The organism is Luteitalea sp. TBR-22 (genome assembly GCF_016865485.1).
GTDB lineage: Bacteria > Acidobacteriota > Vicinamibacteria > Vicinamibacterales > Vicinamibacteraceae > Luteitalea.
Map to the genome: position 1 here is coordinate 389,851 of NZ_AP024452.1, position 11,907 is coordinate 401,757.

Annotated in this window: 12 protein-coding genes; 11 read left to right on the forward strand and 1 reads right to left on the reverse strand. The window is 69.1% G+C overall.

Annotated elements, in window-relative coordinates:
* The first annotated feature begins 137 nt into the window (after nucleotides 1–137).
* The 11 genes from TBR22_RS01665 to TBR22_RS01715 all read left to right on the forward strand — a co-directional run bounded on the left by TBR22_RS01665 (nucleotide 138) and on the right by TBR22_RS01715 (nucleotide 10,593).
* Nucleotides 138–698, forward strand: coding sequence for a cytochrome c (locus tag TBR22_RS01665; protein ID WP_239491213.1), 561 nt, complete (start codon nucleotides 138–140; stop codon nucleotides 696–698).
* Nucleotides 691–1,878 (forward strand): hypothetical protein, encoded by a 1,188-nt coding sequence (locus TBR22_RS01670; protein ID WP_239491214.1) that lies wholly within the window; start codon nucleotides 691–693, stop codon nucleotides 1,876–1,878. The genes TBR22_RS01665 and TBR22_RS01670 overlap by 8 nt, the downstream gene beginning before the upstream one ends.
* Nucleotides 1,868–2,455, forward strand: coding sequence for a hypothetical protein (locus tag TBR22_RS01675; protein WP_239491215.1), 588 nt, complete (start codon nucleotides 1,868–1,870; stop codon nucleotides 2,453–2,455). The genes TBR22_RS01670 and TBR22_RS01675 overlap by 11 nt, the downstream gene beginning before the upstream one ends.
* 23 nt (nucleotides 2,456–2,478) lie before the next feature.
* Nucleotides 2,479–3,375 (forward strand): SCO family protein, encoded by an 897-nt coding sequence (locus TBR22_RS01680; RefSeq protein ID WP_239491216.1) that lies wholly within the window; start codon nucleotides 2,479–2,481, stop codon nucleotides 3,373–3,375.
* Between the two features lie 10 nt (nucleotides 3,376–3,385).
* Nucleotides 3,386–4,378: a cytochrome c oxidase subunit II gene (gene coxB, locus TBR22_RS01685; protein ID WP_239491217.1), complete on the forward strand. Its 993-nt coding sequence runs from the start codon at nucleotides 3,386–3,388 to the stop codon at nucleotides 4,376–4,378.
* A 9-nt stretch (nucleotides 4,379–4,387) separates the two neighbouring features.
* Nucleotides 4,388–6,037 (forward strand): cytochrome c oxidase subunit I, encoded by a 1,650-nt coding sequence (gene ctaD, locus TBR22_RS01690; RefSeq protein ID WP_239491218.1) that lies wholly within the window; start codon nucleotides 4,388–4,390, stop codon nucleotides 6,035–6,037.
* Nucleotide 6,038: 1 nt separating this feature from the next.
* Nucleotides 6,039–6,695, forward strand: coding sequence for a cytochrome c oxidase subunit 3 (locus tag TBR22_RS01695; RefSeq protein ID WP_239491219.1), 657 nt, complete (start codon nucleotides 6,039–6,041; stop codon nucleotides 6,693–6,695).
* 117 nt (nucleotides 6,696–6,812) lie between these two features.
* Nucleotides 6,813–7,109, forward strand: a complete 297-nt coding sequence (locus TBR22_RS01700) for a cytochrome C oxidase subunit IV family protein (protein ID WP_239491220.1) — start codon at nucleotides 6,813–6,815, stop codon at nucleotides 7,107–7,109.
* Between the two features lie 159 nt (nucleotides 7,110–7,268).
* Nucleotides 7,269–8,954 carry an FAD-dependent oxidoreductase gene (locus TBR22_RS01705; protein WP_239491221.1) on the forward strand — a complete coding sequence of 562 codons (1,686 nt, stop codon included), beginning with the start codon at nucleotides 7,269–7,271 and terminating at the stop codon, nucleotides 8,952–8,954.
* Entirely contained in the window at nucleotides 8,955–10,352 is a 1,398-nt protein-coding gene (locus TBR22_RS01710; RefSeq protein ID WP_239491222.1) for a sensor histidine kinase, read from the forward strand.
* The gene (locus TBR22_RS01715) at nucleotides 10,327–10,593 is read left to right on the forward strand and encodes a ubiquitin carboxyl-terminal hydrolase 14 (protein WP_239491223.1); all 267 of its coding nucleotides are present in this window, start codon (nucleotides 10,327–10,329) and stop codon (nucleotides 10,591–10,593) included. The genes TBR22_RS01710 and TBR22_RS01715 overlap by 26 nt, the downstream gene beginning before the upstream one ends.
* A 75-nt stretch (nucleotides 10,594–10,668) precedes the next feature.
* Here TBR22_RS01715 and TBR22_RS01720 read toward each other — a convergent pair whose 3' ends face one another.
* Complete coding sequence (locus TBR22_RS01720) at nucleotides 10,669–11,892, reverse strand: TIGR00300 family protein (protein ID WP_239491224.1); 1,224 nt, start codon at nucleotides 11,890–11,892, stop codon at nucleotides 10,669–10,671.
* Nucleotides 11,893–11,907: the final 15 nt, after the last annotated feature.

An 11,907-nucleotide genomic window follows, 5' to 3' on the forward strand; every position in this document is an offset into this window, starting at 1 on the left:
GTCACGTACTGACGTCCGTCCGGCCGGTTCGGAGAACCGGCCCTACTCCCGGGACCGGAGCCGGCCGCGCGGCTCGCGTCGCCGCGGCCTGCGGTCTGCTGCTGGCCGGCGCGCTCGTCGCGGGTTGCCGGCAGGACATGCACGACACGCCGCGCTACGAGCCGCTCGAGGAGAGCGACTTCTTCGCCGACAAGCGGGCGATGCGTCCCATCCCCGAGGGCACCGTCGCGCGCGGCAACCTGCGCGAGAACGAGGTGTTCTACACGGGCAAGGAGAACGGCGAGCTGGTCGACGAACTGCCGCCGGAGGTGAAGCTCGACAAGGCCCTTCTCGACCGCGGCCAGCAGCGCTTCAACATCTACTGCGCCCCCTGCCACTCGCCGCTCGGCGACGGCAACGGCACGGTGGTGCAGCGCGGCTACAAGCGCCCGGCGTCGTACCACACCGAGCGGCTGATGAGCATCCCGATCGGCTACTTCTACGATGTGATCACCAACGGCTTCGGCCAGATGCCGGATTACTCCGCGCAGGTGGCGCCCGCCGATCGCTGGGCCATCGCGGCCTACATCCGCGCGCTGCAGCTGAGCCAGGACGCGACCATCGAGGACGTGCCGGCCGACAAGCGCGGTGAACTCGACGGCGCTGCGCCCGCCCACGCGGCCGAGGCGTCCCACGGAGGAGGGGCCGCCCATGACTGAGCCCAATCTCAACCCGGAGCTCTTCCAGGCGCCGCCACAGATCGACACGCTGCAGAAGGTCGGCTTCGGCGTCGGCCTGCTCGGGATCGTCGCGCTGGCGGTCGGCTTTGCCGGCAACCCGGAGCAGTTCTACAAGTCGTACCTGCTGGCCTACGTGTTCGTGCTCGGGATCCCCATCGGCAGCCTCGCGCTCCTGATGGTGCACCACCTGTCGGGCGGACGGTGGAGCCTCGCGCTCCGGCGCACGTTCGAGGCGTCGGCGCGCACGATCCCGCTGATGGCGGTGCTGTTCCTGCCGGTCATCCTCGGCATCCACCACCTCTACGAGTGGTCGCACCTCGACGTGGTGGCCAACGATCCCATCCTGCGGCACAAGGCGCCGTACCTGAACCAGTCGGGCTTCATCGTCCGGGCGGTCGCGTACTTCGCGATCTGGTCTGGGCTGGCGCTGATGCTGGCGCGCTGGTCGGCGCAGCAGGACACGCAGTCGTTCCCGCTCGACCGCTTCAACAAGATTGCCGGCCCCGGCGTGCTCATCCTCGGCCTCACCGTGACGTTCGCGTCGGTGGACTGGGTGATGTCGCTCGACCCGCACTGGTTCTCGACCCTGTTCGGCCTGTGGTTCCTGGTTGGCATGGCGCTGACGGCCCTGGCGTTCTCGATCGTCGTGGCGTCGCTGATCCACAACAACGTTCACGTCGCCAAGGCGCTCTCGACCGATCGCTTCCACGACTACGGCACGCTGCTGTACGCCTTCATCATGCTGTGGGCGTACCTGTCGTACTCGCAGTTCCTGATCATCTGGTCGGCGAACCTGCCCGAGGAAATCCCCTACTACCTGCGCCGCTTCGGCAATGGCTGGCAGGGCATCACCCTGGTCATCGTGGCCGGCCACTTCGTGTTGCCGTGGCTGCTGCTGCTGTTCCGCTCGACCAAGCGCATGCGCGGCCGGCTCGTCGCCGTGGCGTCGTTCATGCTCGTGATGCGCTTCCTCGACGTGTTCTGGCTGATTGCCCCCTGGGTCAAGCAGGGCGCGTTCGGGGTGCACTGGATGGACATCGCCGCGACGCTCGGCGTGCTCGGCCTGTGGGTCGGCGCGTTCTGCTACCTGCTGAAGGGCCGCGCATTGCTGCCGGTCGGCGATCCCTATCTCCCAGAGGCGTTGGCAGATGGCCACTGATCACCACCATCACAGCTCGCACGGCGACGATGGCGCCGGGCCGCTGAACCACGAGACCACCGACATCTCGCTCGACGGGGTCGGGAAGCTGACCATCGGCTTCGTGATCATCATCAGCGTCGTGTCCGCCGTCATGTACGGCACCTACCGGATGCTGGACCGTCGCGCGACCGCCGCCGACACGTCGATCTCGAAGATCAACGAGGGACGCGGCGTGGGGACCGACGCGCGGTCGCGTCCGCTGATGGATCGGGCCAACACGATGGATCAGGCCGGCACGCAGCCGGCCGGGCCGAAGCTGCTCACCAACGAGCCGGCATGGCTGGCCGACATCAAGAAGGCGCAGCACCAGGCCCTGACCACGTACGGCTGGGTCGACAAGGCCAACGGCGTGGTGCGGCTGCCGATCGAACGTGCCAAGGAGCTGGTCGTGGCCGACGGCATGGCAGCCGTGAAGGGGGCGACGGCCGTCGCCGCCGCGCCGGCTGATGGCGCGACGCCGGCGCCCGACGCCGCGGCACCCGCCGCTGCCCCTGCCGCTGCGCCGGCCGCACCGGCCGCGACGCCGAAGCAGTAATCCGGAAGTCGAAGGAGTCACACATGCCCGCTGCCCGCTGCCTCCGTCACGCGCTCCTGGCGACCCTCGTGGTCGCGACCGTGGGCGTGTGCCCGGCGGCGGGGCAGGGACGGGTGCCGTCGGAGGCAGGCACGCCCACCGACCAGCGCCCGAAGGCGCTCGAGGGCGTGGGCTATGCGCAGCGGCTCGGCGAGCAGGTGCCGGCCGACCTGTCGTTCGTCGACGAGACGGGCCGGCCCGTCCGCATGGGCGACTACTTCGGGAAGCGCCCGGTGGTGCTGGTGCTGGCGTACTACGAGTGCCCGATGCTCTGCACGCAGGTGCTGTCGGGCATGACGGCGGGCCTCAAGGGCCTGCAGTTCGACGCCGGCAACCAGTTCGACGTCGTGGTGGTGAGCATCGACCCGGGCGAGGGCCCGGGGTTGGCGGCGCAGAAGAAGGCGTCGTACCTGGCGCACTACGACCGCGAGCAGACCGCCGGCGCGTGGCACTTCCTGACGGGACGCAAGGCCGAGATCGACAGGCTGGCCAGCGCCGTGGGGTTCTCGTACACCTACGACGAGAAGACGGACCAGTACGCGCATGCCGCCGGGCTGTCGATCCTGACGCCCGAGGGGAAGGTCGCCCGGTACCTGTTCGGGATCGACTTCGCCCCGCGCGACCTGCGGCTCGGCATCGTCGAGGCGACCGATCGGAAGATTGCCACGCCGATCGACAGCGTGCTGCTGTACTGCTACCACTACGACCCCGCGGCGGGGAAGTACGGGCTGATGGCGATGAAGCTGGTGCGGACGGCCGGAGCGCTGTTCGTGCTGGCGATGGTGGTGGGCTTCGTGGTCCTGCGGCGTCGTGAGCGCCGCGGCCTGTACGGCGGGGGCGCCCCGGTGGGCGTGCCGCCGGGTGCTTCACACAAGGCGTAAGTCAGAGGATATGGGCGGCACCTTCACTCTCTTCCCGTCACAGGGCTCGACGCTCGCAGGTCGCGTCGACAACCTGTACTTCTTCATGCTCGCGGTCACCCTGTTCTTCACGGTGCTCGTGGCGGCCCTGGTGGTGGTCCTCGCGCTCAAGTACCGTCGCAAGCAGGCGGACCAGGTGGGCGCGAACATCCACGGCAGCACGGCGCTCGAGGTGATCTGGACCGCGATCCCGCTGCTCATCGCCATGGTGATGTTCGTGTGGGGCACCAACGTCTACTTCGCGCTGGCCAAGCCGCCGGCCGAGGCGATGGAGGTGTACATCATCGGCAAGCGCTGGATGTGGAAGGCGCAGCACCTGACGGGCCACCGCGAGATCAACCAGCTGCACGTGCCGATCGGGCGCCCGGTGAAGCTGCTGATCTCGTCCGAGGACGTCATCCACAGCTACTACATCCCGGCCTTCCGCCAGAAGATGGACGCCGTGCCCGGCAAGACCACGACGATGTGGTTCGAGGCCACCAAGCCGGGCGAGTACCAGCTGTTCTGCGCCGAGTACTGCGGCACGCAGCACTCGGGGATGATCGGCAAGGTCATCGCGATGGAGCCGCGCGCGTACCAGCAGTGGCTCGCCGCGGGCGCGCCGGCCGGGACGCTGACCTCCAACGGCGAGCAGGAGTTCACCACGCTCGGCTGCGTCACCTGCCACCGCGAGGACGGCAAGGGGCGCGGGCCGTCGCTGGTCGGCGTCTTCGGCAAGTCGCAGGCGCTGGCCGACGGCAGCAGCGTGCACGTCGACGAGGCGTACCTGCGCGAGTCGATCCTCAACCCGCAGGCGAAGATGGTGCCCAACTACCAGCCGATCATGCCCACCTATCAGGGCCAGATCAGCGAGGACGCCCTCGTCTCGCTCATCGCGTACATCAAGTCGCTCGAGAAGCCGGGCGCCGCGCCTGCAGGGGCGGCTGGCACCCACGAGGCGGCCCCGGCCGCGGGCACGCACTAGGACACGGCCATGCACGACGTCAGAACCGAACCCGCACCGTCTGCCAGCCAGGCGCCCACCACGCCCGAGGTGCATTACATCAACGCGACGCACGGCGCCATGTCGTGGTTCTTCACCAAGGACCACAAGCGCATCGCGCTGCTGTACCTGTACGCCGTGTCGGCGTTCTTCCTGGTCGGCGGCATCTTCGCGATGCTCATCCGGCTCGAGCTGGCGACGCCGCGCGGCGACCTGCTCACGGCCGAGACGTACAACAAGGTCTTCACCGCGCACGGCGTGGTGATGGTGTTCTTCTTCCTGATCCCGGTCGTGCCGACCATCCTGGGCAACTTCCTGGTGCCCATCATGATCGGCGCCAAGGACCTGGCGTTCCCCCGACTGAACCTCGCCAGCTGGTACGTCTACATGGCCGGTGGCCTGTTCGGTGTCGCGGCGCTCGTCTCGGGCGGCGTCGACACGGGCTGGACGTTCTACACGCCGTACTCGACGGCGGCCTCGAACACCCACGTCGTGCTGACCGGCCTCGGGGCGTTCATCGCGGGCTTCTCGTCGATCTTCACCGGCATCAACTTCATCGTCACCATCCACACGATGCGCGCGCCGGGCATGACGTGGGACCGCCTGCCGCTGTTCATCTGGTCGCACTACGCCGCCAGCCTGATCATGATCCTCGGCACGCCGGTGGTCGCCGTGACGCTGTTGATGGTCGTGCTCGAGCGCACCCTCGGCCTCGGCTTCTTCAACCCGGCGCTGGGCGGCGACCCGGTCCTGTACCAGCACCTGTTCTGGTTCTACTCGCACCCGGCGGTCTACATCATGGTGCTGCCGGCGATGGGCGTGATCTCGGAACTGGTGTCGGCGTTCTCGCGCAAGCCGGTGTTCGGCTACAAGATGGTCGCCATCGCCAGCCTCGGCATCGCGCTGGTCGGCTTCCTGGTGTGGGGCCACCACATGTTCACGACGAGCCAGTCGGTGCTCGCCGCCATGGTGTTCTCGATCCTGAGCTTCCTGGTGGCCATCCCCTCGGCCATCAAGGTGTTCAACTGGACGGCGACGCTGTACCGCGGCTCGGTGGAGCTCGCCTCGCCGATGCTCTACGCGCTCGGCTTCATCGGGCTGTTCACCATCGGCGGCCTGACCGGCCTGTTCCTGGCCGCCATCGGCCTCGACATCCACGTCCACGACACCTACTTCGTGGTGGCGCACTTCCACTACGTGATGGTCGGCGGCACGGTCACGGCGTACCTCGGCGGCCTGCATTTCTGGTGGCCGAAGATGACCGGCAAGCTGTACTCCGAGGGATGGGCGAAGGTGGCCGCGGTGCTGGTGTTCGTCGGGTTCAACCTGACGTTCTTCCCGCAGTTCGTGCTCGGCTACCTCGGCATGCCGCGCCGGTACCACGCCTACCCGGTGGAGGAGCTGTCGTGGCAGGTGCTCAACATCCTGTCGTCGGCCGGCGCGTCGATCCTCGGCATCGGCTTCCTGCTCCCGGCGTTCTACCTGACCTACTCGGCCCTGAAGGGCCAGCCGGCCGGACCGAACCCGTGGGGCGCCTACGGCCTGGAGTGGGAGACGACTTCGCCGCCGCCGACCGCGAACTTCGAGGTCACGCCGATCGTGACCAAGCCCGCGTACTACTACGCCCCCGAGGAGCACTGAGGTGAGCCACTCGTCCGCGCACGCCGCGCATCACCCGGCGCTGCAGCACCACTTCGACACGCTCGAGCAGCAGCAGAACGCCAGCACGCTCGGGATGTGGATGTTCCTGGTCACCGAAGTGCTGTTCTTCGGCGGCTTCTTCATGGCGTACATCCTGTACCGCTGGATGTACAACGCCTCGTTCCACGAGGCCAGCCACGAGCTCAACGTGTGGCTCGGCCTGTTCAACACGGCCGTCCTGATCGGCAGCTCGCTGACGATGGCCCTCGCGGTGCGCGCCAGCAAGACGGGCGAGAAGTCGGCGCTGGTGTTCTTCCTGATCGCGACGCTGGTGCTCGGGAGCATCTTCCTGGGCGTCAAGGTCGTCGAGTACTCGGAGAAGTTCACCCACCACCTCGTGCCGGGCAAGCACTTCGCCTTCCACGACGCCAACCTGAAGAACGGCGCCGAGATCTACTTCTCGCTGTACTTCGGCATGACCGGCCTGCACGCCACCCACATGATCCTCGGCGGCTTCGTGCTCGTGCCGCTGATCGTCATGGCGATGAAGGGCAGGTTCACGCCGGAGTGGTACACGCCGATCGAGCTGTTCGGCCTGTACTGGCACTTCGTCGACATCGTCTGGATCTTCCTGTTCCCGTTGCTGTACCTGATGTGAACCGGGCGGTCCGCCTTCGCCCCTTCCGGGCTTCGGCGTGACGGGTGCCTCGGTGCCCTGGGCACCCGGCGGCTACTGGTCCTCAAGCGTTAAGCGTTAAGCGTTAGGCGTCAACGAATGTCCCACGTCGCTCCGAAATCGCAGCTCTTCGCCGTCTTCGCGGCGCTCATGGTCCTCACCGTCGTCACCGTGCTGGTGTCGCGCGTGAACCTCGGCTACTTCAACCTGCCCGTGGCGATGGCGGTGGCCGTCACCAAGGCGTTGCTCGTCGTGCTGATCTTCATGGAAGTGAAGTACAGCCCGAAGCTGGTGCAGGTGACCGCCGCCGCCGGGTTCCTGTTCCTCGGCATTCTCGTCTTCTACACGATGACGGATTACCTCAGCCGTAACATGCTCGGCGTCGCCGGCCGCTAACGTACCCGGTCATCACGCCGCACGCGTCGCCGGCGCGTGCGTCACGAGCCGCCCCTCGAGGCGGCTCGTCGTGTCTATGGCGCCGGGCGACCCCCGCCCGATCGTCCAGTCGGCCCTGTACGCCGAACCGGCTACCATGACTGCAGTTCGACAGCAGCCATGCCCAATCCAGTCCTGCTCGCGGTGGATGACGACCCCGGTGTCCGCGGCGCGATCGTGCGCGACCTTCGCGAGCACTACGACGAGGACGACACCCCGGCCGACCGGCAATACGAGGTCCTCGCCGCCGACTCCGGCGCCGCTGCCCTCGATCTTGTCGACCGCCTGCGCCAGCGCCGGCAGCCGATCGCGCTGGTGCTGTCGGACGAGCGCATGCCGGGCATGGGCGGCGTGGACCTGCTCACGAAGGTTCGCGACGCCTCGCCGCATACCAAGCGCGTCCTGCTGACGGCCTATGCCGACACCGACGTCGCGATCCGTGGCGTCAATCGCGCCCGCCTGGACCTGTACCTCACCAAGCCGTGGAACCCGACCGAGCTGTTCTCGCCGCTCGACGACCTCCTCGCGGCCTGGCGCGCCGAGGCACGCCACGAAGATGCGCGCACGCTCCTCTTCGGCGATCGCTGGTCGCGCGAGTGCTACCAGCTGCGCGAGTTCCTGGCGCGCAACCGGGCGCCGTACCGGTACCACGACACGGCGAGCCCGGAAGGTCGTGAGGCCCTCACCGCGTTGGTGGGCGACGAGTGGCCCGCGCTACCCCTGCTCGTGACGCAGGAGGGCCTGCGCCTCGAGCGCCCGGACGTCCAGGCGCTGGCCACCCACCTGCACCTGCAGACGCGCGCCGAGCTCGAACGCTACGACCTCGTGGTGGTCGGCGCCGGCCCCGCCGGCCTCACCTCGAGCGTCTACGGCGCCTCGGAAGGGCTGCGGACGCTGCTGCTCGACCGCGATGCGCCGGGCGGGCAGGCCGGCCTGAGCGCCCGGATCGAGAACTACCTCGGATTCCCGGCGGGCCTGTCGGGGCGCGACCTCACCACGCGCGCGGTGGCGCAGGCGCGCAAGTTCCACGTCGAGATCGTCAGCCCGCAGGCCGTGACGGCGATGCGGGTGGAGCACGAGTACAAGGTGCTGCGCCTGGCCGATGGGCACGAGGTGCAGGCCTCTGCCGTGGTGCTCGCGATGGGCGTGCAGTGGCGCAAGATCACCGGCGTCGACGGCCTCGACCGGTTCACCGGCGCCGGGGTGTATTACGGCGCCTCGATGGCCGAGGCCCGCACGTGTCGCGACGAGACCGTGTACGTCGTGGGCGGCGCGAACTCTGCCGGGCAGGCGGCGCTGAACTTCGCGGAGTTCGCCCGGAAGGTCGTGATGCTGGTAAGGGGCCCCGACCTGTCGGCCACCATGTCGGAGTACCTGATTGCGAACATCAGGCAGCGCGACAACATCGAGGTCCTCACGCACACCTGCGTGGTGGGCGCCGAGGGCGACGACCGCCTGCGTTCCCTCACCCTCGCCTCGCCGTCGGGCGAGGGCGCGCGGACGGTGGAGGCAGCCTCCCTCTACGTGATGATCGGCGCCGCGCCGGACACCGACTGGCTCGGCGACGTCGTGGCGCGCGACCCGCGCGGCTACATCTACACGGGGCCCGACCTCCCGCGTCCTCCCGGCAGCACGCGGCCGGAGGGATGGCCGAGGAGCCGCGACCCGTGGCTCCTCGAGACGTGTGTGCCGGGCGTGTTCGCCGCCGGCGACGTCCGGTGCGGATCGGTCAAGCGCGTCGCGTCGAGCGTCGGCGAGGGCGCCGTCGCCATCCAGTTCGTCCACCAGTACCTCGCGGGGAAGTAGATGGCCGATCCCTTCACGCAGCCGCTCGCCGAGGCCCTCGCCCGCGTGGCGATACTCGAGTCGGTTGACGACTCCGGGCGCGCCTGGCTGGCGGAGCGGGCCGAGGACCGCACCTTCGAGGCCGGGCAGGACATCTTCGTCGCTGGCGAGACCGCCGAGTGGATGGCGATGATGATCGCCGGCGAGGTGCACGTGCTCCGTCCCGACACCGGGGAGCCCTTCATCTTCGTGCACGAGGGCGACGTGAGCGGCGTGCTGCCCTATTCCCGCATGGTGACGCTGCGGGCCACGGCTCGCGCGGTGCAGCGCAGCCGAGCGGCCCTGCTGCACAAGCGCCATTTCCCCGACCTGCTGCGGGAACTGCCCGAGGTCGGCGAGCGCCTCGTGTGGATGATGGCCGACCGCATCAGGGAACAGGCCGTCAGCGAGACACACCGCGAGAAGCTGATGGCGCTCGGCAAGCTCTCGGCCGGCCTCGCCCACGAGCTGAACAACCCCGCCGCCGCCGTGCAGCGCGCCGCGGCGCAGCTCTGCACGCTGCTGACGGAGCTGCAGGAGTCCGCCGCGGGAGAGGCACCCATCGGCAGGCACCTGTGCTCGACGACGGCCGCTGATCCCGACCCGATCGAGCGTGCCGACCACGAGCGCGCGCTGCGGCAGTGGTCGCGCGCCGAGGGCCACGACATCCCGCGCGACGCGCTCGCGGCGCTCGCCGACGCGGGACTCGGCGTCGCCGAGGTCACCGAGCTCCTCGCCGGCGTGCCCCGCGAGGCGATTGCCGGCCTCGTGGTCCGTACCACCATGGCCTGGCGCGCCAGGGCGCTGGTCACCGACATCGAGCGCGCGACGACGCGCATCGCCGACCTGGTCGGCGCGATCAAGGAGTACTCGTACCGCGACCAGGCGCCGGTGCAGACCGTCGACATCAAGGCCAGCCTCGAGCGCACGCTCACCGTCTTCACGCCGCGCCTCAAGCACGGCGTCACCATCGAGCGCGCCTACGAGGCCGATCTCCCCCCGGTCGAGGCCAACGCCGGCGAGATCACGCAGGTGTGGACCAACCTGATCGACAACGCCGTCGACGCGATGCAGGAGCGCGGCACGCTGCGCGTCGCGGCGCGCCGCGAGGGCGACGCGGTCGTCGTCGAGATCGGTGACTCGGGACCGGGCATCCCGCCCGATCGGGTGCGCCAGATCTTCGAGCCGTTCTTCACCACCAAGCCGATGGGCGAGGGCACCGGGCTGGGCCTCGACATCGTCCGCGGCATCGCGCGTCGGCACAAGGGCGGCGTGCGACTGCTGCATTCGAGGCCCGGCGACACGGTGTTCGAGGTGCGGCTCCCGACCGGGGCTGCGGCAAGGGAGGAGACCGATGGCGATCACGTGCCGGCATCGTGACCAGGACACGCATCCTGCGCCCCGCACCGAGGGCTGCGAGGAGTGCCTGAAACTCGGCGATCGCTGGGTGCACCTGCGGTTGTGCCTGGTGTGCGGGCACGTGGGGTGCTGCGACTCGTCGAAGAACAAGCACGCCACCAGGCACTTCCACGCGACGCAGCATCCGCTGGTCCGCTCGCTCGAGCGCGGCGAGCGCTGGGCCTGGTGCTACGCCGACGAGGAGTTCTTCGAGGAGGCGTGAGGCCGCCCACGCCTTCAACGCGCCGATCCGTCGCGCCGATCCGTAGCCGTCGACCTTCAGGTCGACGGTCGGTGCCTACGCCTGCAGCTGCAACGCCAGCTGCTTGAGGAACAGGCCGACGTCGGTGACGACCCCCACCGTCTGCGCGGATCCGCGATCGGACAGCTTGGTGACGACGGCCGGGTTGATGTCCACGCACACGACCTTCACCCACGACGGCAGCATGTTGCCGACGCCGATCGCGTGGAGCATCGACGACAGCATCACCACCAGACCGGCGCCGGCCAGCAGCGCCGCGTAGCGTTCCTGCGCCTCGATCAGGTCCATCACCGTGTCGCGCAACGGCCCGTCGTCGCGGATGCTGCCGGCCAGCACGAAGGGCACCCGGTGGGTGACCAGGTCGTACATCACGCCGCTGGTGAGCACGCCCGATTCCACGGCCGGCACGATCCCGCCGGCGCGGTTGACGCGGTTGATGGCCTTCATGTGGTGCTTGTGGCCCTCGTGCACGGGCACGCCCTGCGCCAGGTCGACGCCGAGCGAGGTGCCGAAGAAGCACGACTCGATGTCGTGGACGGCGATGGCGTTGCCGCCGAGCAGGCCGTCCACCCAGCCGGCGCGGATCAGTTCGGAGAAGTAGGGCGCGCCGCCGGTGTGGACCACCACCGGCCCGGCGACGAAGATGATCCGCTCGCCGCGTGCCCGCACGTCGCGCATCACCTGGGCGATGCGCGCCACCGACGCCTCGACGCGGCGCTCCGACGAGATGTCGTTGGCCATGAACGCGAAGTGCTGGCGATCGCGCTCCTGGAACTCCGGCACGATGCGGATGCCGTCGGTGCCGCACACCACCCGATCCCCGCGTCGGACGTCGCGGAGCTTGCGGCAGGCGGCGGCTGCCCCATCGGGGCTCACCACGACGATGGCGTCCATCCGCTGGCTGGCGACCTCGAGCCAGCGGCCGTCGACGCGGACGGCCGTGCGGTGGTTGGTGGTCGAGTAGAAGTCCTCGGGCACCGCCCCGTCCATGTCGGCGACGCGAATCAGCGCGTCGACCTGGTCGACCGGCGCGCAGCCGAGGGGCAGGAGCGCCTCGAGGATCCGGTCCAGGCCGTCCGGCGTCCCGGCCGACACGCGGAGCACCAGCTCGGAGAAGTCGTTGTTGGTCCGGCCGATCTCGAAGCGCTGGACCTCGAAGGCGCCCTCGTGGGCGATGACGGCATCGAAGATGGTGTTCAGCAAGCCCGAGTCGATGAGATGGCCGCTGGCCTCGACGACCGCGGATGTCGTGCCCTTCATGACGGCAGATTATGG